17 protein-coding genes are annotated in these 22,083 nt (G+C 41.2%); 9 read left to right on the top strand and 8 right to left on the bottom strand.

Going from position 1 to position 22,083, the window contains the following annotated elements:
- Window positions 1-46: 46 nt before the first annotated feature.
- The gene (gene hutI, locus QMA12_RS13420) at window positions 47-1,294 is read right to left on the bottom strand and encodes an imidazolonepropionase (RefSeq protein ID WP_290209419.1); all 1,248 of its coding nucleotides are present in this window, start codon (window positions 1,292-1,294) and stop codon (window positions 47-49) included.
- A 111-nt stretch (window positions 1,295-1,405) separates the two neighbouring features.
- Here hutI and hutC point away from each other — a divergent pair, with 111 nt between their 5' ends.
- From hutC to hutH, 3 genes are all read left to right on the top strand, one after another.
- Complete coding sequence (hutC, locus tag QMA12_RS13415; protein WP_087532663.1) at window positions 1,406-2,122, top strand: histidine utilization repressor; 717 nt, start codon at window positions 1,406-1,408, stop codon at window positions 2,120-2,122.
- 75 nt (window positions 2,123-2,197) lie between these two features.
- Window positions 2,198-3,871 (top strand): urocanate hydratase, encoded by a 1,674-nt coding sequence (gene hutU / locus QMA12_RS13410; protein ID WP_290209418.1) that lies wholly within the window; start codon window positions 2,198-2,200, stop codon window positions 3,869-3,871.
- A 2-nt stretch (window positions 3,872-3,873) separates the two neighbouring features.
- A complete protein-coding gene (hutH, locus tag QMA12_RS13405; protein WP_290209417.1) occupies window positions 3,874-5,406 on the top strand; it encodes a histidine ammonia-lyase in 1,533 nt (510 codons plus the stop codon).
- On the opposite strand, the gene QMA12_RS13400 is transcribed toward hutH, so the two are convergent.
- Window positions 5,403-6,173 (bottom strand): NAD-dependent epimerase/dehydratase family protein, encoded by a 771-nt coding sequence (locus tag QMA12_RS13400; protein WP_290209415.1) that lies wholly within the window; start codon window positions 6,171-6,173, stop codon window positions 5,403-5,405. The two genes, hutH and QMA12_RS13400, sit on opposite strands and share 4 nt — an antisense overlap.
- Window positions 6,174-6,302: 129 nt before the next feature.
- On the opposite strand from QMA12_RS13400, the gene QMA12_RS13395 reads away from it, so the two are divergent.
- Complete coding sequence (locus QMA12_RS13395; RefSeq protein WP_290209414.1) at window positions 6,303-8,330, top strand: methyl-accepting chemotaxis protein; 2,028 nt, start codon at window positions 6,303-6,305, stop codon at window positions 8,328-8,330.
- A 110-nt stretch (window positions 8,331-8,440) separates the two neighbouring features.
- Window positions 8,441-9,814, top strand: coding sequence for an oxygen-independent coproporphyrinogen III oxidase (hemN, locus tag QMA12_RS13390; RefSeq protein WP_290209413.1), 1,374 nt, complete (start codon window positions 8,441-8,443; stop codon window positions 9,812-9,814).
- Window positions 9,815-9,860: 46 nt separating this feature from the next.
- Here hemN and QMA12_RS13385 read toward each other — a convergent pair whose 3' ends face one another.
- From QMA12_RS13385 to QMA12_RS13375, 3 genes are all read right to left on the bottom strand, one after another.
- Window positions 9,861-10,376: a DUF2489 domain-containing protein gene (locus QMA12_RS13385; protein WP_087532669.1), complete on the bottom strand. Its 516-nt coding sequence runs from the start codon at window positions 10,374-10,376 to the stop codon at window positions 9,861-9,863.
- Window positions 10,373-10,966, bottom strand: coding sequence for a Der GTPase-activating protein YihI (gene yihI, locus QMA12_RS13380; RefSeq protein WP_087532670.1), 594 nt, complete (start codon window positions 10,964-10,966; stop codon window positions 10,373-10,375). Before yihI ends, QMA12_RS13385 begins: the two co-directional genes overlap by 4 nt.
- Window positions 10,967-11,702: 736 nt before the next feature.
- Window positions 11,703-12,335, bottom strand: coding sequence for a c-type cytochrome (locus QMA12_RS13375; RefSeq protein WP_087532671.1), 633 nt, complete (start codon window positions 12,333-12,335; stop codon window positions 11,703-11,705).
- A 282-nt stretch (window positions 12,336-12,617) separates the two neighbouring features.
- Between QMA12_RS13375 and yihA the strand changes: the two genes are divergently transcribed.
- Entirely contained in the window at window positions 12,618-13,274 is a 657-nt protein-coding gene (gene yihA, locus QMA12_RS13370) for a ribosome biogenesis GTP-binding protein YihA/YsxC (RefSeq protein WP_087532672.1), read from the top strand.
- Window positions 13,275-13,280: 6 nt separating this feature from the next.
- On the opposite strand, the gene QMA12_RS13365 is transcribed toward yihA, so the two are convergent.
- The 3 genes from QMA12_RS13365 to polA form a co-directional block, all read right to left on the bottom strand.
- Entirely contained in the window at window positions 13,281-13,799 is a 519-nt protein-coding gene (locus QMA12_RS13365; RefSeq protein WP_290209412.1) for a DUF1285 domain-containing protein, read from the bottom strand.
- A complete protein-coding gene (locus tag QMA12_RS13360) occupies window positions 13,799-14,386 on the bottom strand; it encodes a YceI family protein (RefSeq protein WP_290209411.1) in 588 nt (195 codons plus the stop codon). Before QMA12_RS13360 ends, QMA12_RS13365 begins: the two co-directional genes overlap by 1 nt.
- Before the next feature lie 402 nt (window positions 14,387-14,788).
- Window positions 14,789-17,524, bottom strand: a complete 2,736-nt coding sequence (gene polA / locus QMA12_RS13355) for a DNA polymerase I (protein WP_290209410.1) — start codon at window positions 17,522-17,524, stop codon at window positions 14,789-14,791.
- A gap of 554 nt (window positions 17,525-18,078) precedes the next feature.
- Here polA and elbB point away from each other — a divergent pair.
- The 3 genes from elbB to QMA12_RS13340 all read left to right on the top strand — a co-directional run bounded on the left by elbB (window position 18,079) and on the right by QMA12_RS13340 (window position 22,074).
- Window positions 18,079-18,729 (top strand): isoprenoid biosynthesis glyoxalase ElbB, encoded by a 651-nt coding sequence (gene elbB, locus QMA12_RS13350; protein WP_290209409.1) that lies wholly within the window; start codon window positions 18,079-18,081, stop codon window positions 18,727-18,729.
- A gap of 182 nt (window positions 18,730-18,911) precedes the next feature.
- Window positions 18,912-19,304 carry a cytochrome c5 family protein gene (locus QMA12_RS13345; protein WP_087532677.1) on the top strand — a complete coding sequence of 131 codons (393 nt, stop codon included), beginning with the start codon at window positions 18,912-18,914 and terminating at the stop codon, window positions 19,302-19,304.
- Between the two features lie 193 nt (window positions 19,305-19,497).
- Window positions 19,498-22,074 (top strand): diguanylate cyclase, encoded by a 2,577-nt coding sequence (locus tag QMA12_RS13340; RefSeq protein WP_290209407.1) that lies wholly within the window; start codon window positions 19,498-19,500, stop codon window positions 22,072-22,074.
- Window positions 22,075-22,083: the final 9 nt, after the last annotated feature.

Below are 22,083 nucleotides of genomic sequence, written 5' to 3'. Positions count from 1 at the left end.
TAATAGCGCAAGTAAAGTCATCAAATAAGTACAGCATAAAAATAGACTAATTAAGTCTACCTAATATCCACAAGTTTAACAGTTTATTTACACCTAATTGATAGCTTAATTGCGCTGGGTGTGAGATCTGCCAGTGTGCGATGTCTGCTCTCATACCCACTTTAAGCACACCTCGATCAGTTAAACCCAGTGCCTTAGCTGCATTTCGAGTTACACCAGCTAAGGTTTCTGTGGGGGTTAACCTAAATAATGTGCATCCCATATTCATCATTAATTGCAAAGAGCACAATGGTGATGTTCCCGGATTAAAGTCTGTCGATATCGCAATGGGCACATTATGCTGCTTTAATAAATCTATTGGTGGTTGTTTAGTTTCGCGTAAAAAGTAAAACGCGCCAGGTAGTAGCACGGCAACCGTGTCAGCAGCAGCCATCGCTTTCACACCAGACTCATCTAAGTACTCTATATGATCGGCTGAAAGCCCCTTAAACTCAGCCACCAGCTCTGCACCTTGCTGATTTGATAATTGCTCGGCATGGCATTTTACGGGTAAGTTATGTTTTTTAGCCGCAGCGAATACACGACGGGTTTGCTCATTACTAAATCCGACATTTTCGCAAAATACATCAACCGCATCGGCTAAATTGGCAGAAACAACTTGCTCTAGCATGTCATTACAAACTAAGTCTATGTATTCATCACTGCGCCCTTTATATTCAGCTGGTAATGCATGTGCGCCTAAAAATGTGGTCTTTACGTCAACAGGGTGGTTTTCTCCCAGCAGTCGAGCAACTTCGAGTATTTTAACTTCATTTTCGCAATCAAGCCCGTAGCCCGATTTAATCTCAACCGTAGTCACACCTTCAGCATAAAGCGCATTTAGTCTGTCTTTCGCCAGTACAAATAGTGCTTCGTGATCGGCTTCACGTGTGGCTCGCACAGTACTGGCAATCCCGCCTCCTTGAGCAGCTATTTGCTCATAGCTAACGCCTTGTAGTCGCTGTTCAAATTCTTCGGCCCGAGAGCCCGCAAATACTAAATGCGTGTGACAGTCAATTAAACCTGGCGTTAACCACTGCCCTTTTGCTGAAAGCATTGGCGTCGCAAAAGCATCAAATTTTGGTAACTCGCTTTGCTTTCCAAGCCACGCTATATGACCATCTTTAATTGCTAAGGCCGCATTTTCAATAGCACCATATGCAGAGTCGATACTGCTATCCATGGTGGCAATATTGGCGTCGGTTATTAATAAATCCCACTCACAAGATAAACTGTCTAATGTTGAATTACTCATCACGGCCCTTAAAAAAGTTTTTTATTAGTTTAACAACTCACCTTGTATATACAAGCTTATTATGCCATCTTATAGCTAATATAAAATTAATACACAGTGTAATTTAAACCAATGACGACTCCTAAGTTCGCACAAATTAAGCAATTCATTGTTGATAATATTCGTAGTGGCGCTTGGCTTGAAAACCAACGTGTTCCTTCTGAAAATGAATTGACCGAGCAATTTAGCGTCAGCCGAATGACTGCCCGCCGCGCTTTAAGTGAATTAACCGAAGCCGGTATTTTAACCCGCAGCCAAGGGCTTGGTACGTTTGTAGCAAGCTTTAAGTCACAATCGTCATTACTTGAAATTAAAAATATAGCTGATGAAGTAAAAGCCCGAAATGGTAATTACAGCTGTACCGTTTTAGTGCTTGAATCAATCAACGCAGTAGCACCGATTGCCATTGCATTAGGGGTTGAAGTCAATAGCGTGGTTTATCGCAGTGTTTTAGTGCACAACGAAAATGAATTACCACTGCAAGTAGAAGAGCGGTTTGTAAACCCAGCCCTTGCGAGTAATTATCTACAGCAAGATTTTACAGCCCTGACACCACACGAATATTTATCCAGCGTGGCACCATTAACCGAAGCGCGCCATACCGTCGAAGCGGTAATGCCTAACAGCGAAATGTGCCAATGGTTAAACCTCTATCATGAAGAGCCATGCTTACAGGTTATACGTCGAACATGGTCATCAGCGGGCATTGTGAGTTTTGCACGCCTAGTATCACCTGGTAGCAAATACCGTTTAGGTGGGCACTTAACGTTTAAAAACAACAAAAAGTAACTAAATATCATAAAGATGCGCTTAACTGCGTATTTTTTGTAACTAATAAGCTTGTATATACAACAGGAGCACACTATGAATAACAGACTCGATGAATCGCGTGTTATACGCGCACCTCACGGTGATAAAATTAGTGCTAAAAGCTGGCTCACAGAAGCGGCTAAACGTATGCTAATGAATAACCTCGACCCTGAGGTTGCAGAGCATCCACATGCATTAGTTGTCTATGGCGGCATCGGCCGCGCAGCACGCAACTGGCCTTGTTTTGATAAAATCATCGAAACCTTAGATAGACTCGAAGATGATGAAACATTACTTGTCCAATCTGGTAAACCTGTTGGTGTATTTAAAACGCATGGCAACGCGCCGCGAGTACTCATTGCGAACTCAAACCTAGTACCACACTGGGCAAACTGGGAGCATTTTAACGAGCTCGATAAACTTGGTTTGATGATGTACGGACAGATGACGGCTGGCTCTTGGATTTATATTGGCTCACAAGGCATTGTGCAAGGTACTTATGAAACCTTTGTTGCTATGGCAAAACAGCACTTTGCTGGCGATGCTAAAGGTAAATGGGTGTTAACCGGCGGCTTAGGCGGTATGGGCGGCGCACAACCCCTTGCTGCAACTATGGCAGGTTTCAGCGCTTTAGTAGTCGAGTGTGATGAAAGTCGTATCGATTTTCGTATTAAGACTCGCTATGTTGATGTTAAAGCGACTGACTTAGATCATGCCTTAACCCTGATTAATGATGCCTGTGCTAAAGGCGAAGCACTCTCTGTGGGTTTATTAGGTAATGCCGCCGATATCTTTAGCGAGCTAGTTGAGCGTAATATCACCCCTGATGTCGTAACCGACCAAACCTCTGCTCATGATCCGCTAAATGGTTATTTACCACAAGGCTGGACTATGGAGCAGGCAGCAAAGATGCGTGAGCAAGACGCGACAGCTGTTGTAAAAGCGGCTAAGCAGTCTATGGCTGTACAAGTGAAAGCGATGCTCGCATTGCAACAAGCAGGTGCAGCAACAACTGACTATGGTAATAATATTCGTCAAATGGCATTTGAAGAAGGCGTAGAGAATGCATTTGATTTTCCAGGTTTTGTACCCGCTTATATCCGCCCATTATTTTGTGAAGGCATTGGTCCTTTCCGCTGGGTAGCGCTTTCAGGTGATCCTGAAGATATTTATAAAACCGATGCTAAGGTCAAAGAGCTTATTCCTGATGACAAGCATTTACACAACTGGTTAGATATGGCCCGCGAACGTATTCAGTTCCAAGGTTTACCGGCACGTATCTGCTGGGTTGGCTTAAAAGACCGCGCGCGTCTAGCATTAGCATTTAATGAAATGGTTAAAAACGGCGAGTTAAAAGCACCCGTTGTGATTGGTCGTGATCACTTAGATTCTGGCTCTGTTGCTAGTCCTAATCGCGAAACTGAAGCCATGAAGGATGGCTCTGACGCGGTATCAGATTGGCCATTACTTAACGCATTATTAAACACCGCTGGCGGTGCTACTTGGGTGTCGTTACATCACGGTGGTGGTGTAGGCATGGGCTTTAGCCAACACTCAGGAGTAGTTATTGTTGCAGACGGTACTGATGAAGCGGCAGCACGTGTAGGACGAGTACTTTGGAATGACCCTGCCACAGGCGTAATGCGCCATGCGGATGCCGGTTATGATATCGCAGTTAATTGCGCCATTGAACAAGGTCTAGACCTACCAATGCTAAATAAGGATTAATCATGTTTGAATATACACTCACACCCGGACAACTTGATTTAGCAACTTTGCGCCAAATAAATCAATCACCAGTCACTTTAACACTCGCCAAAGACAGCGACATCAAAATTGCTGCCAGTGCGCAAACAGTGCAAGACGTGATTGATCAACAGCGTACAGTTTATGGCATAAATACTGGTTTTGGTTTATTAGCAAATACAAAAATTGCCGAACACGAACTTGAGCTATTACAACGCTCAATTGTACTCTCTCATGCCGCTGGTATTGGTGAGTATATGGATGACAGTACAGTTCGCTTGATGATGGTGTTAAAAATCAACTCATTATCACGTGGTTTCTCAGGTATTCGCTTAAAAGTCATTGAGTTTTTTATCCAGCTACTCGCTGCACAAGTCTACCCTTGTGTGCCAAAAAAAGGCTCTGTTGGCGCCTCCGGTGATTTAGCACCGCTATCGCATATGTGCCTACCTCTGTTGAGTGAAGGCGAAATGCGTCACCAAGGACAAGTAATTAAAGCCAGTGAAGGTCTAAAAATTGCGGGTCTTGAGCCACTCACTTTAGCGGCCAAAGAAGGACTCGCGCTTCTAAACGGCACGCAAGCGTCGACCGCATTTGCATTACAAGGTTTGTTCCGTACTGAAAACCTGTATGCGCAAAGTTGTGCAATTGGCTCAATGAGCATTGAAGCTGCGATGGGTAGCCGCTCACCATTTGACGCACGTATTCATGACGTTCGTGGTCAACGTGGACAAATTGATTCAGCGGCAGTATTTCGTGACATACTAGGCGAACAATCACAAATAAGTGACGCCCATGTTGATTGTGAAAAAGTACAAGACCCCTATTGCTTACGTTGTCAGCCGCAGGTGCTTGGCGCTTGCTTAACCCAAATTCGTCAAGCTGCTGAGGTACTGTTGTGTGAATCTAACGGTGTTACCGACAACCCGTTAGTATTTGCTGATGTTGGCGATATTATCTCTGGCGGTAACTTTCATGCAGAGCCTGTAGCCATGGCCGCGGATAATCTAGCCCTAGCAATAGCCGAAATCGGCGCACTGGCTGAGCGACGTATCGCCTTATTGATTGACTCTAACCTGTCAAAGCTCCCGCCATTTTTAGTTGATAATGGCGGCGTTAACTCTGGCTTTATGATTGCGCAAGTAACAGCAGCGGCATTGGCCTCTGAAAATAAATCACTCGCACACCCAGCATCGGTAGATAGCTTACCGACCTCAGCAAACCAAGAAGATCATGTATCAATGGCAACGTTTGCTGCGCGTCGCTTAAGCGAAATGGCCGATAACACTCAAGGCGTGCTCGCCGTTGAATGGTTAGCATCAGCCCAGGGCCTTGATTTTAGAGCACCACTTAAAGCATCGGCTAAAGTTGAACAAGCAAAAGCAACCTTGCGCGAAAAAGTGAGCTACTACGATAAAGACCGCTATTTTGGTCCTGATATCGAAGCTGCAAATACGTTATTAGCGCAAGGTAATCTATGCAGCCTGCTACCTGATGGTGTACTGCCTTCATTTTAAATATCAAACTGATAATTAAAGCCAAGTGATTCAATCGCCGAGCCATTAATAATGCGCTCGGCTTTAACATCACTGGTAAATGTAGGTGCTGGTGTACCGTATTGCGCACATTTTTGTTTATAGTAATCAGCTTTACTTGGGTGTGCAGGGTTAACTACATTATAAATAGGTGCTGCCGTTTGCCACTGTTCAAGTACGGTCACAATTGCATTTATTACATCTTGCTGATGCACCATATTCACAACTTGTTGACTAGAACTGTTTAATTGCTTACCAGCTACAAACCGTCCTGGCTCTCGCCCAGGCCCGACTAATCCAGCAAGGCGTAATACTTTACCTCCAGCATTTAACACACTTTGCTCGGCATCGATTAACCTTTGTTGGCGCTCACCTGAAGCAGTAATATCACTTGCTTCATCATAAATATTTGCACTGGGGTCGTACACACCTGTGGATGAGCACAACAAAAAACCCTGTGCATTCATTGCTTTTGCTAATTTTAAGCTGCGTTCTAAAGTCGCCTGATAGTTACTTTCAGGTTGTCGGCTGCGTGGTGGCATCGCACACACCCACCATGCATTTTCCAAATCCAGCTGATGAATTAATTGCTCATTTTGCAACACAAACTGCCTTAAAAATTCTTCTTGATGCTCTGCACTTCGATGTGTGCCTTGAACTTGCCAGTTCTGTTGTAGCCTATTCAGGCATAACGCCTGACCTAACCAACCAGCCCCTAAAACGACTAATTTGCGCTCGAATATACCCATAAAGTAACAAGACCCTTACGATTTTATAAAAAATGCTGCATTTGCCTTACCCCATAATATGGCGATTAAGACTAAGATATGATTATATATAGATGCCTACTCTACTAAATAACAAGAATGTGTGCACTCATGCTTAAAAATCTATCATTGCGAAAAAAAATATTATTGTTAATTGGAGGGACAATTAGTGTTTTACTAATTATTGCCTCAGCCTACTTTGTCAATCATATCGCCTCGCTATCGCGACAAGGTATTGAGCGCGAAGCTCATAGCTATCTACAAAGCGAACAACTTTCAATGCAAGGCTACTTTGCTAAATACGGTAAATTAGTCAGCACCTTTGTGACAAACCCACACTTAGTGAACTGGTTTGATGCCTGGGATCAACGAGATCAACCGCTTGAAGGTGCACCTGGGTATAACGAAGTCGATCAAGACTTTGTCCGCATCAGTAGCAATGATGAAAATGTTTTATCAGCATTTTTTGCCTCAGCAAAAACTGGCGAATACTTTAAAGAGCATGAACGTACAACTCATTATAATGGCCAACCTTATTATGCCTATAAGCGTGGCTGGTGGCAGGACGCCCTAAAACTAAACCGTCTTTATGTTGGGCCTATCTCAGTTGATTTGACCACAGGGAACGCCTCTGCGGTAGTGCAACAGCCTGTATATAACCAACAACGTGAACTTATCGGCTTTGGTGGTGTTGATTTACAGCTCAACAAAATCAATAAAATGGTTGAAGACATTCGCTTTAATGGTCAAGGTTACGGATTTTTACTTGATGGCGATCAAAAAGTTGTTCATCTATCTAACCGTACCAACCACAAACTATCGGTTACTGACGAAGGCCCCAATGGTAAAGAAGGCCTAGAGCAATTAGAAAAGCAGTTTAGCGATACCAGCGGCTTTAGCCAATTAAACCGTGAAATGAAGAGCAACACCCGTGGTGATGCTAGTGTTACTCTGCAAGGACAAGAATATTTTGTGGTTTATGACCGCTTACAGCTAGAAGAGCCCTACCTAAACTGGTATGTGGGTATTTTAGTACCCCGTTCGATGATTGATGAGCCAGTGAATCAAGCGGTCACCACGACCACGACTTCTGTTGTTATTATTCTTTTAATCATTATTGCAATGATCATGTGGGCAACTCATATGATAGCCCAACCAATCACCACTCTAACTCACATTATGCGCGACATTGCCTCGGGTGATGGTGACTTAACGCAAAAGATCACCATTGATAGTAAAGATGAAGTGGGTCAATTAGCTCATCACATGAATACCTTTATTGATAAACTTCGCGCTATGATGCTAGACACAGCTGCACAGGCTGAGCAACTGACCAATGCAGCAGCGCAGTTAAAGTCGGTATCGCAGAAAACCAATGACGAAATCCAGCAAGAGAAGCAGCAAGTTGATAGTGTGAGTGCTGCGGTTACTGAAATGGCCACCACAGTAATGGAGATTTCACGTAATGCGCAGCACACCAATAGCGCCGCAGAAGAAGTACAAAACATAACTGCCGATGGCGCTACTCGCTCGCAGAACGCCCAAAGTGTGATGACAGCACTGGCCGAGCATATTGGTGAGGCGTCTACGGTGGTTGCTGGCTTAGAACAAGAAAGTGGCAACATTGGTGCTGTTGTTGATGTAATCAATTCAATTGCAGAGCAAACAAACCTACTTGCACTTAATGCCGCAATAGAAGCAGCACGAGCCGGTGAACAAGGTCGTGGCTTTGCTGTAGTAGCCGATGAAGTACGTTCACTTGCTAGTCGTACCCAAGAGTCTACCGATGATATTCGTAACATGATCTCGCGTTTACAACAAATTGCTCAAAAAGCATCGATCATGATGCAACAAGGTCAAGAGCGCGCGCAAGGCTCCGTTACACAAACACAAGAAGTACTCGATGCGCTGAAGAACATTGCTAATGCGGTAACCAGTGTTCAAGACCAAAGCCATCAAATAGCGACCTCTACTGAGCAGCAAACTGTCGTCGCGGAAGATATAAATAGCAGTTTGTCGGCTATTAATCACTTAGTGAACAGCACCGCGGATCATGCTTTAGAGCTTGCCGATGAAGCACGTGATTTGAATGAGCTTGCCAGTTCACTAAATAGTACAGTCAATCAATTTAAGCTTTAACGCTTATAAAAATAAAAAGAGTGCCTTGTGCACTCTTTTTTTGTTGTAGATCAATAACGCTTTGTTGCAACTTTTTATAATGACGCAAACTTTATATAAAGGTGCGCGTGATGATTAATTTACCCAAGTGGGATCAAAGCTTAATAAACAAATACAATGTATCGGGACCGCGGTATACCTCCTACCCGACAGCTTTATCGTTTAATGAAGGCTACCAACAGAATGACCTTATTGATGCAGTAGAATCATCATCAACTAACAGCCTCTCTTTATATATTCACATTCCGTTCTGTAGTCAACTTTGCTATTACTGTGGCTGTAATAAAGTCATTACTCGCCATCAATCAAAGGCCGATCTTTACCTGGATTACTTAGAAAAAGAGATCATTGCACAGTCACAACTGTTTAATCACTATCAAGTTGAGCAACTGCATTTAGGGGGTGGTACACCCACTTTTTTAACTGCAGCTCAAATGGCACGCCTGATTGGCATACTTGAACTGCATTTTCAATTTAGTCCAGATGCAGAGCGCGGCATTGAAATTGATCCTCGATCGCTTGCTGATGGCATGCTTAATCATTTACGCTTTTTAGGCTTTAATCGGGTATCATTCGGGATTCAAGATTTTAACGATGAGGTACAACTTGCCGTTAATCGTCCTCAGTGTGCAGATGCAGTAAAAAGCTTGATCAGTGAAGCTCGCGAGCTTGGCTTCAACTCAATCAATGCAGATATGATTTATGGCTTGCCTTTACAAACACCACACAGCTTTAAAGAAACCATAGAGCAGCTTATTGCTCTAAGCCCAGATAGAGTCTCTGTATTTAATTATGCACACTTACCTGAGCGCTTTGCCGCACAACGTAAGATCAAAGATGCTGACCTACCTAGCGCCCACGACAAACTCACCATGTTCAAAAATACCCTTGAGCAAATGACTGAAGCGGGTTATCAGTTTATCGGTATGGATCACTTTGCAAAAGCTAATAATGAGCTGGCTGTGGCACAAAATGAGCAACAGTTACACCGTAATTTTCAAGGTTATACCACCCACGGGAACTGCGACTTATTAGGCTTAGGAGTATCGTCAATCTCACAAATTGGCACATCTATTTTACAAAACCAAAAAGAGTTAAAACACTACTACCATGCAATCGACAACAACTTGGGTAGTGCTATTTATAAAGGCATGAAATTAAACCAAGATGATGTGATTCGTGCTGATGTAATCAAGCAGTTAATTTGTCACTTTGAGCTTGATATGCAACATGTAGCCACTAAGTTCCAGCTAGATTTTCAGCGCTACTTTGCTGATTCGTTAACTGCGTTAGCACCACTGCAGGCTGACGGCTTAGTAAAAATAGAAAATGATATTATTCGTGTGACAGCACGAGGGAATTTATTTATTCGTATAATCTGTATGTGTTTTGACGCCCACCTACAAAAGCAAATAAACGCAACACGATTTTCTCGGGTAATTTAACAGAGGACTTAGCAGGTAATAAAAAAGCAGGCTAGGCCTGCTTTTTCTAATTGAATACTACATTTTCACTGCCGGGGGCAGCTTGAAATTCTTCAATAATTTTTTTGCAGTCTGCTTTTATTTGCTCTGCATGTTCTTCTTCCGCGCGCCAACGAGCTGTATCTTGCTTAAAAATCTCTTTTTTCGAGTATTTTTTGCGGGCTTCGTGGGTTGGCATTTCTTTTACCACTTCGTACATAGCAAAAATACCCGGATAACGAAGTGTTAAATCACCTTCATCGGCAAAACTATATTGCGACATCAGCACCCATATTCGTAAGCTTCCCTCAGAAAACTCACATTGCTCTTGCTCCATGGCGCGAGCAATTAAATGAATGCTATCAGCAAGCTTTGCATTACGCTCTAAGCGCGACTTAGCAAGCTTTTGTTGTTGCTTAGCTTGCTCCTTAGCGATTAGTTTATTTTGCGCTCTGAGCTTATACAGCAGCTGCCCTGCGTAGAATGCAAGACCAGCGATGATCACAGCACCCACACACAGAGCTAAGATCATCATCGTCATTATTTATCATCCTCGTCGTCATCTAGCCACTCGTTGGCTAAATCATTCGACAAGTATTGATCAAAGTCGCTGCTACCTTGCTCTTCATACTCTTCGTCATCAAAGTCATCTTCTGGCTCATCTTCAATACCTAAGATTTCGCACAGCACTTGGTGACGATCTATGCGGCTATTAAAGTACTTAGCATCTTTACCAGTTAACATCTCACCTTTTTCATGACGCTCAACTAATTTTAATAAACGCTCATCATTTTCTAAGGCTTCAAGCTCTTGCTCTGGTGATAGTTCTGGTTCAGTCACTTTTTTCAGCTCAACCTGAGGCTTTAGGTTACGTTTTAATTCAACCACTGGCTCAGGTGCTTTAGCAACTAAAGGCACTGGCTTTTTACTGCCTACACGCTTATCTTTATTTTGCGAGTTGCTACTTTTTGTTTCCGGCTGCAGTTCATCTACAGCATTACGAGAGCCCGGTTTTGCACCCTTATGCTTTTTAACGCGCTGCTCTTTTAAAGCACGCATTTCCTGAAGCTTATCTTTACTTAAACGAACAGGGCCGTTAGACGGTATTTTACGTGATTTTTTCTTTCTACTCATATCTTGATCATCTCACTTAAGAGGTTTTGAACAACACACATTATGGCGTTGCAGTGCTGGCCTTGCCAGAAGAATTCGGTTTGTGCGGAAATGAGGTTGGGTTACTCGACTACTAGCGCACTATTTCGCTCGCTATTGTAACAGGACAAATAAAAAGGCGGTAGAGAAAACATCTCTACCGCCTACTAATCTGAGCGCCATAAATCTGGACACTTCTCCCTTCGACTTTTTAGTCTTTATTATTTTTATTATTATTGCTGTTCCATTTTGTTATTGTTTTTACCTTCCGTGTACCATTCCATTTTTTTATTGTTATAAAACTTCCATGAGTTTTTATTATTTTCGGTCTTCAATGACACTTTTTTAGTATTTCCTTTGCAGCATCAACTGATGCCAATCCCAATATGCCGCTAATTACTATCCCTATAGTTCTATCCATTTTGTTTTTATTGTTTTTTGCGACAGGGGTTAATTTACGCATTAATAATTTTGTTACAACTAATTTATATATTTTTTCTTACAGGATACAAGTAACAACAAAACAAAAACAATAAATAACAATAACCTACATTTATAAAATAAATAAAAATAGGAATTTTCCTACACCACGACATGGACAATGTCTTACAAGACGGTGAGCTAAAGCGACGAATTTTGAACAAAAAAAAGCAGCTTGCGCTGCTTTTTTATTCAACTCTGTAATATAATACTAGCTCTAAGGCTAATCTATACAACTTTAGTGTAAACCACCTAAGTACTTAGACAGTACTTCAATATCTTTATCTGTTAATTTCTTCGCTACATCTTGCATCATGCCGTTTAAGTCATTATTACGGCCACCATCGCGGAACTTTTCAAGTTGCGACTTGATATAACCTGGATGTTGGAAAGAAATCTTCGGGAACTTAGCTAAAGACGAACCATTACCGCGAGGGCCATGGCACGATGCACATGATGGAATACCACGCTCTGCATCACCGGCTTTAAATAACATCGCACCAACTTCTGCAACATCTTTAGGTGTTGCACCCTCAGACATATTAAGAGATGCAAAGTAAGCAGCTAAGTCTTTCATATCCTGATCGTTAAGCGGCATAGCCATACCACTCATCACGGGATCCATACGACCTTCTTTGCCCCCAGAAGTCATACCTAGTTTGAATTCTGTAAGCTGTTTATAAATATAGTCTGCGTGTTGACCTGCAATCTTTGGGTAGATATTAACCGGCGCATTACCGTCTGGGCCGTGACAAGCCGCACACGTTGCTGATTTTTCTTTACCTGCGTTTACATCGCCATCAAATGCTGTTGCGTTGCTTGCTGACAACGCACCAAGCAATATAGTTAAAGATAGTGCTATTTTTTTCATGGTGAATTCTCTGTTTCCGACCCTGTATCATCTACAATATGGATGTTGCGATTTATATATTCTACACGATAATAAATTCTCTGGCACGTTTTCTACTCATATTAAACTTATAAATTATAGGGTTTTGACCTAGATTAAGCTTTGTTCATATGGTTTTAGTTTATTTAAGGTGCTTTAGTTGCCTTAAATACGCTTTTTAATGTGTTGGTAATAGTATAAAATACGCGCCCTGAGTAAACATGGTTTACTCTTTATTCATTATTATTGTACTTAGGAAAGCCCGTGCTTAAATCTCGTATCAAATACAACACTGCGTCGTTCGTTACCAGCGCTCCAGATATCACTAAATTACCTGATGATACGGGAATTGAAGTTGCATTTGCTGGTCGTTCTAATGCTGGTAAATCAAGTGCGCTAAATGCACTTACTGATCAAAAACTTGCCCGTACAAGTAAAACGCCTGGGCGAACACAGCTTATCAATACGTTTGAATTAGCAAACGTTGATAATATGCGTTTAATAGATTTACCGGGTTACGGTTTCGCTAAAGTGCCTATCGAAATGAAGAAGAAATGGCAAAAGTCGCTCGGTGAATACCTACAAAAACGTCAAAGCTTAAAAGGCATCGTGGTGTTAATGGATATCCGCCACCCCTTAAAAGACTTAGATTTAGACTTAATTAATTGGGCAATAGGCAGTGAGATCCCTGTTTTAGCACTATTAACTAAAGCCGATAAGCTCAAGCAAGGTGCACGCAAAGCACAAGTACTTCAAGTTCGTCGTGAGTTAAGCAGTTTGGAAGGTGATATTACCGTTCATGCGTTTTCATCACTTAAAGGAACGGGTTTACCTGAGCTGGCGAAAAAACTTGATGAATGGTACTTAGGACCAATCGTTGCAGTACCGCCTACAGAGCAAACGCCTGAATCAGACGCTTAATCGCTGTTATAAATAAAACCGCTGCGTTGCAGACTGAACAAAATAGCCTTGCTCATCAGCTTGAGCTATTTGTTCAGCCCACTGATAAAACACATTTCGCGCAACTCTGGCGCTACAACCATAAGGTAATCGTAAGTAAGGTATTGCTGTTCCTTGATAGTCTTGCATATACAAAAACTGCTGTTTCGTCACTAACCACACCCGATCAATATTATCGATACAACAAAGTACGTCGCCTTGTGCTGTTTGCTCATAACGCCAACTAACTATAATAAATGGTGCGTCCGCAACGGTGATCGCTATTTTCTCTACTGGCGTTTTTAAATAATACGTATCTTGTTCTTTGCATAATACTGACGCAAACAACTTAACCATGGCAATGCGAGAAATTTCACTATCTTGATAATGCCATTTGCCGTTGCTATCAATAACAATTGGCAACGTACCGCACTCGGTAGGTTGCCATTGGTCGAACGGTTTACTTGGCTGCGATAAACTATCCGCTAGCTCAGAAACCGATAACATTACTTATCTTTGCTCAATGTCAGTGAGTAACTAACAGGCACAGCCGTCGCAATAGCTGATAAGCCAGCTAGCTTTTGTAATTGCGCAATACCACCTGTCACTGCAAAGTCAGCAGCGTTGACAATTAAAGGTTCTAAAGATGATACCGTCACATTCCCTTTAGCAGACATGCTTGCAAGTACATCTGTTGTTATCTCTTTTGTTTGGCCATGAAAAGCAAGCTGTGCTTTTATACCTTTTAAAATATGCTGGCCTGGGATAATAGTCGTTAAGTGCTTGCTTAAATCTGCTGTTAACGTAGCCGCAGGAAACTTAACCGTTTCAAATAGTAACTTAGTCATTCGTTCATTGCGGATAGGGATCATTGTTTCAACAGATGACAAGTCAATATCGATTTTAAACATACCCTGCTCAGTTAGACTCCCTGACAACGCCTTAAAATGGTGCACTTCAGCAACACTGTTATTTTTAATCGAAACAAAGCTCACCTTGCTTTGCTCATTATTTAACTGCCAATCAGCAAACGCTACGTTACTTGCTAATAAACTTGCTAACGAAAAACCTAAAACAGCGATTGATTTAATCACGACGCAATCCTTTCAAAATGAAAATGAGATTCAATGGTATCACCTCAACTGTGAAGTGCAATAAATAGAAGTGGGCTCAAGTTAGGTTGTTTTATAAGATAACAGAAGAAAAAACGGCCCAACAAATAAATGCAGGGCCGGTATAGCAAACTGGGGAGAAGCTATCAATAAGTTGCACCCTTTCGAGTGCATCATCAACAGGATGTCCTACAGGATGAGGACGGCGCGGACTTTACCAAAATCAGCCCTAAAAATAAATTAAAAACCCTCTATTTTGGTTCGATTTAATGAACAAATAACGCTTGAACACATATTGTTCGATAAATTTACCTTTTAGTTACAATAAAAGCGCCCTCGGGCGCTTTTATCTTAATATAATGTATTAACCTAAGCTTTAGCGCACTAGTGCGCTTGCTCCCAGTTATCACCGGTGTCAGCTTCAACAATTAGCGGTACATCTAATTGAGCAGCCTGTGACATTAACTGGCAAATTTCTGCGGTATATTGCTTGGCACAATCTGCTTTGATCTCAAAGACTAATTCATCGTGTACTTGCATCAGTAATTTAACGGTATCAGGCGCTTGCTCAGCGACCCACTTATGCACTGTAAGCATGGCCTTTTTAATAATATCTGCCGCTGTTCCTTGCATTGGCGCATTGATAGCTGCACGTTCTGCACCTTTGCGGCGTGCGCCATTTCGCGCGTTGATCTCAGGCAGGTGTAAACGTCGCCCGAAAATAGTTTCAACGTAGCCGTTTTCTGCAGCTTTTTCGCGAGTTGATTCCATATAGTCTAAAACACCAGGAAAACGCTCAAAGTACTTATCAATATAATGTTGTGCTTCATGGCGTGGCACATCAAGTTGACGCGCTAAGCCAAATGCCGACATACCATAAATTAAACCAAAGTTAACTGCTTTAGCCTTACGGCGCATATCGGTGGTTACATCTTCTAACTCGACTCCAAAGACTTCTGCGGCTGTTGCACTGTGTACATCTAGGCCATTAGCAAAAGCATTTAGTAAGCCCTTATCTTGTGATAAATGCGCCATAATACGCAGTTCAATTTGGCTGTAATCGGCAGCAACAATTTTATAGCCATCTGCTGCGACAAATGCTTCACGAATGCGACGTCCTTCTTCTGAACGAATTGGGATATTCTGTAAGTTAGGATCGGTTGAACTTAAGCGTCCTGTTGCCGTTACCGCTTGATGATAAGAGGTATGCACACGGTTAGTTTGCTCATTAACCATTAATGGTAGTTTATCGGTATAAGTTGATTTAAGCTTTGATAACCCACGATGTTCAATAATTACTTTTGGTAATGGGTAGTCATGCGCAAGCTCTTGCAGCACTTCTTCTGCTGTAGATGGTGCGCCTTTTGGGGTTTTTTTAATAACAGGTAACTCAAGTTTTTCAAACAACAATACTTGCAACTGCTTGGGCGAGCTTAAATTGAATGGTTCGCCGGCAATCTCAAAGGCTTCTTTTTCAAGCTCAAGTAAACGCTCGCCTAAACGTTGGCTGTGCGCAGCCAGCATTTTACTGTCAATCGCCACACCGGTACGCTCAATGTCAGATATAACACTGATCAGCGGTAGTTCGATTTCTTCAAATACTGATTTTAGTTTTTCGTCGGCCTCAATTTTTGGCCATAATACTTGGTGTAAACGCAGCGTAATATCTGCATCTTCCGCGGCATATGGCGCGGCTTTATCCAGCTCAATTTGGTTAAAGGTTAATTGCTTTTTACCTTTACCGGCAATCTCTTCAAAGCTAATGTTCTTATGACCTAAGTACTTCAGTGCCAGCGAGTCCATGTCATGGCGAGTACCCACACTGTTAAACACGTACGACTCCAGCATAGTGTCAAACTTAATACCCTTTAACTCAAAACCCGCATTAGCTAATACGCTTTTATCGTATTTAAGATTTTGCCCGACTTTGGCTTTATTTTCATCAGCCAAAATAGGGCCAATTTTAGCCATTACTGTATCTAAGCTTAACTGCTCTGGAGCACCTGGATAATCATGGGCCACTGGTAAATAAACTGCTTCTCCGGCTTTTACCGCAAAGCTCATACCAACCAATTGCGCTTGCATGTAATCTAGACTGGTTGTTTCTGTATCAAAGGCAAATAATTGGGCTGCATTTAATTGCTCAACTAATGTGTCGAGTTGCTGCTCAGTTAAAATGGTTTCGTAGTGCGCATCATCCACTTTAGGTAATTCATTTGCTTCACTTGGCACTGCAAGATGCGTATCTGTATCTTTAGGGTTATCTAATAATTCGGCTAACCAACGGCGGAACTCACATTCACCATATAATGCAATTAACTCATCTTTATTTGGCTCTTGTAATTTAAATGTATCGAGATCGGATTCAACTTCAACATCACATTTTATAGTTGCCAATTCATAACTCAATGGTAAATGATCAATTGCGGCCGCTAGCTTTTCACCAATCTTACCTTTGATTTCACTGGCGTGATCTAGCACTCCTTGTAATGATCCGTATTTTTGCAGCCACTTAACCGCAGTTTTTGGACCACAACCGTCTACGCCAGGGATGTTGTCTACTTTATCACCCATTAAGGCTAAGTAGTCGATAATAAGCTCTGGGCCAACACCAAACTTTTCAACCACAGTAACCGGATCTGAAATGCTATCAGTCATGGTATTGATCAAAGTAACATGCTCGTTTACTAGCTGAGCCATGTCTTTATCACCTGTCGATACTAATACATGACGCTTTTGCTCTGTAGCGATACGTGCGAAAGTCCCGATTACATCATCAGCTTCAACACCTTCAATACTGATCAGCGGAAATCCCATCGCTTTAATAATACTGTGTAATGGCGCTATTTGCGTACGCAGATCATCCGGCATAGGGGGACGATTAGCTTTATATTCGCTATACATATCATTTCTGAATGTTTTACCCTTGGCATCAAATACCACCACCATATGAGATGGATCATATTGTTTGATCAAGCTTTTGAGCATGTTTACCACACCATAAATGGCACCCGTCGCCTCGCCCTTAGAGTTAGTTAAATGTGGTGGCGAATGATACGCACGAAATAAGTATGAAGAGCCATCAACTAAGATAAGTGGATTTTCGGGGATCTGAGCCATGATGTAATTGGATCCTAAATGAGATGAAACGAAATAACTCTAAGCATGCCACAAGGACACACATAAAACGACTTGAATTAGGTTATGTTTAAGGCTTTAAATAATAGCAAGCTGTGGATAACTTTGTAGATAACAAACACAGTCAATTCTTCCAAAGCAGCAAAAAGCACTTAGAAAAATTGTAACCAGTTGATTTATATAAAAAGATAATACGGCGTTCTTTTTTTATTTTTTTTAGGCCAATGTGGAAAAGCAATTTTGTTTTATTTACTTCCCTTGTACTTGTCTAATATATGGCCTTTTCGTGTAACCTAGCAAACGGTTATTTTTTACCCTTCTAAATAACCGGACGAGCATTCTACCATAATGGATCAAAGATCATAGTGATCCTTTATAATTTTTTCCTCTTTAGTGACTTTAAAAAAAGCATATACCGCGATTTCACTTTGCTACATTGACGTTTCAAGAATAAATTTATTTTTATAATTCGCTTATCTCTATTTAACCCTGCTGCATGCTAGACTAATCGTATCAACTTCAAGGAGATCTTCATTATGAAAAAAATTGCTGTAATTTTAGCTGGTTGTGGTGTTTATGATGGTGCAGAAATAAACGAAGCAGTACTTACATTACTACATATCGCCAAAGCCGATGCGAGCTACCAATGTTTTGCCCCAGATATAGAACAACTGCATACAATTAATCACCTCACAGGCGAGCAAATGGCGCCAAATCGAAATGTATTAGTCGAAGCGTCTCGTATCGCCCGTGGTGATATTAAACCAGTAACCGAGCTCAATGCAGATAACTTTGATGCACTGATCGTTCCTGGCGGCTTTGGTGCAGCAAAAAACTTGTGTAATTTTGCAATTAAAGGCGCTGAGGCACAAATGAATACAGAGGTAATGCAGGCTTGCAAACAGTTTGCTGACATGGCTAAACCTGCAGGTTATATGTGTATAGCACCAGCAATGATCCCACTGATCTATCAAGCAGGTGTAAAAACCACCATTGGTAATGATGCTGACACAGCATCAGCTATTAACACCTTAGGCGCTGAACATATTAACTGCACGGTGGAAGATATTGTTATTGACGAACAGCATAAAGTCGTTACTACGCCTGCATACATGCTAGCGCAATCTATTCTAGATGCCGATGCAGGAATTGAAAAGCTAGTCAAAGCGGTCATTAAAATGTGTTAATCAATTAGCGGTTAATGAGTGAATTTTATAACGACATTTTTTGCGCTAACGCAAAAAATGTCGTTTTTTCAAAATAAAAACAGCTCACAGCGTTTTATAAATTGTGGCTAAGCGTTATAATCGTTCTAAATTCCGTCATCTATCGTGATTGATCACGTTCAAATCGAAGTGAGCAAGGCAAAATGAAAAAACTATCAGCAGCATTATTATTGCTAGCAACCACCGCATACGCACAGCCATATGATAACTCTATGACTGAAGATGCGATCAAAAAACGTATCGCACCAATCGGTGCCGTTTACTTTGAAGGCGATAAAGCAGCAGTTGCTGAAGTGCCAACAGGTCCTCGTTCTGGTGAACAAGTCTATCAAGCTGCATGTTTTGCATGCCATGGCACAGGTGCACTAGGCGCGCCAAAATCAGCTGAGGATTGGGCGCCTCGTTTAGCTAAGGGTGCTGAGACTCTATTAAATCATGCAATTAACGGCTTTAATGCAATGCCTCCTAAAGGCACTTGTATGGATTGTTCTGATGATGAATTACAAGCTGCTATTGATTTCATGTCTAAAAAGTAATACTTAATCATTTAGTTAAAATTAAAAAGGTTGGTATTTACCAGCCTTTTTTGTTAGATGAACTATAAATTTTAATATTTTATAGTGAATTATTATTATCTTCTTCTAATACTATTATCTACTTGACGATTAACCTAAAAAATGAAAATATGAGTGTAATAATTATACAATAAAAACAGTCGGTTTAACGTCAGTGGAAGATAAAGCAGCTTTATTACAAAAACTAGAGCATAAGAATGCCCGTTTATCCGCTTTAGTTAAAAAGTACAAGCAATCACATCACCTACAAAATGCCCTGATACAGCTATCAGAGCAAGCAAGTACAGTTGCCGAACTAAACCTACTTTACCCTGCAATCCACAATATTTTGCAAGACTATGTACCAAGTAAAAGTTTTTACGTTGTATTATTAAATCAATTCACAAACACCTTAGAGCTATCCTATTTCGCCGATGAAAAAGACGGTATATCTATTCCTTTAAACCAAGATCATAACTTTAGTCAAGGTGTAACAGGTTATGTATTCAAGCAAGGTAAGACAACTTATTACCAAGGTAATGAGATGCAGAAAGCTGCTGACAAAGGGCATTTTAAATTACTTGGCTCATCTGCGGAACATTGGGTAGGTGTACCTGTTTATCGAGAAAAACAAATAATCGGCGTTCTTGTAGCACAAAGTTACGATAAAAAACAAAGTTATTCAGAGCAACAAATAGAGCTGCTTGAAGTCATGTCTTTATACCTTGCAACAGCAATTGAGCGGGTTAAAAAACGTGAGTTATTAGAGTCTGAGGTAAAAATACGAACTCGCGCCCTGACACAAAGTAATGAAGCACTCAATCTTGAAGTTGAGCAACATAAAAAAACGTTAGAACGTCAGCATATTCTGTTTAAAATATCTGAACTTGCCACCCAGAGCAAACATATAGAAGAAGTCTATCAGCAAGTTCATGAGATAATAAAATCAATCACTTACGCTAAAAACTTGTACATTGCTCTGTATGACAAGAAATCAGGCTGGTTAAACTTTCCTTATTGTGTCGACGAATTTAACCCCAATACCCAGCCTCGTCCTTTTGCCAAAGGTTATAGCGAGCTAGTATTAAGTACTGAGAAAACGCAATTAATTGATTCAACCCGCGCTGAAAAGTTAATAAAAAGTGGTGTTGTTGAGCGCCCAGAGTTAGTACCAGAGCAGCAAATAGCAACCAGCTGGTTAGGAGCGCCACTAAAAACCTCACAAGGAGTTATTGGCTTAATTGTTTGCCAAGCTTATCAAAATAAGCATATTTTTAATCACGATGATTGTGAGTTAATTACCTTTGTTTCTCACCAAATTGCGAGCGTATTACAAACACATTTAGCAAGCCAAGCAATAAAACGCAGTAACCAAAGTCTTGAGCATCGCGTCGCTGAAAAAACCAAAGAGATTCGCCAAACCAATATGCATTTGCAGATGCAAATTGAAGAGCGGAAAAAAATTGAGCAGCAATTATATCACGATGCCCACCACGACTCGCTTACCGGTTTACCAAACCGCAGCTTATTTTTGACCCAGCTTGAAAAAACGTTACAGCACTATCAGCGCTACCCCGAGCAAGAGTTTGCGGTATTATTTATAGATTTAGATAAATTTAAAGACATTAACGATCAACTCGGTCATCAAGCGGGCGATCAATTTTTAATAGGGGTGGCTGAATCATTTTCGCAATGTATCCGTGAGCACGATTTATTAGCGCGTCTTGGAGGTGATGAATTTGTTATTTTATTAACTCACCTAACAGAGCGTCAGCAAGCCGAAGACGTTGCAAAGCGTATAACTAAGCTTATGAAAAAACCATTTTGCATGAAAGGTATTTGTGTGCAAAGTGGTGCCAGTGTGGGCATTACCTATTCAAAAACACATTACAAGCATACCGATGAAATTATTCGTGATGCAGATGCAGCCATGTATTACGCTAAAAATGCAGGTCGCAGTCGCTTTGAGTTTTTCCACCCGTTACTCAATGTTACTGCTAATAATCAGGAGTTTGAGGCTAGCCATCATCTCGATGCATTACCTATGCATTTTCGCAGCTCTGAAATCATTACCCTGAATGAGCAATTCCAATCAGAAGTGTTAATAGAAGCATTTGGTGAACATCCAGTACTTGGCAGCACCAGTTTTGATATTTTGAAAAAATTTGCTGCAGACAAAGCACAGCAACTCGATGTGGAACTGCAGCTGCTAGATCAAGCTTGCAAACAAGCGAAAGCGGCTGGTTTAGGCGTAGTATTATTGCCTTGTTCTGCATTATTGCTGGAAAAAATTGAATTTCAAGCTTTGTGCCTAACCTTACAAGGGCAAATAAATAAAAAACAGCTTTGCTTATTATTTAATGAACAAGAAATTAGATATGCTTCAGCCGTGCAGCTAAATAATCTGAAACAATTGAGTGCTCATGGCTATGCAATTGGCTTAAATGACTTTGCTAAAGACCGCTGCGAGTTAAACCTATTAACTGAGCTTAACTTTGACTACCTGCTGCTAAGCTCAACATTTAGTAAGCGCGTTTTACAACAACAAAGCTACGATTTGCAATTACAAGGTGTATTAGCAATCACTAAAATTAAACACATTAAAGTGATCGCAAAAGGCCCTTCAATTTTAAATTTTAGAGCCTTACTAGACACTCATGGCCTATCTTTGTTTGTTGGTAGGCAACATGCAATTAATATGCTGCCCACTGCAGACTCAGCTCTTGATAGCAGCGAGCAACAACTAAATTAGTTAACCTGA

Origin of the sequence: Pseudoalteromonas sp. APC 3893, from assembly GCF_030408095.1 — a bacterium.
Lineage (GTDB): Bacteria > Pseudomonadota > Gammaproteobacteria > Enterobacterales > Alteromonadaceae > Pseudoalteromonas.
This window is presented reverse-complemented; position numbering and strand designations above follow the sequence as displayed.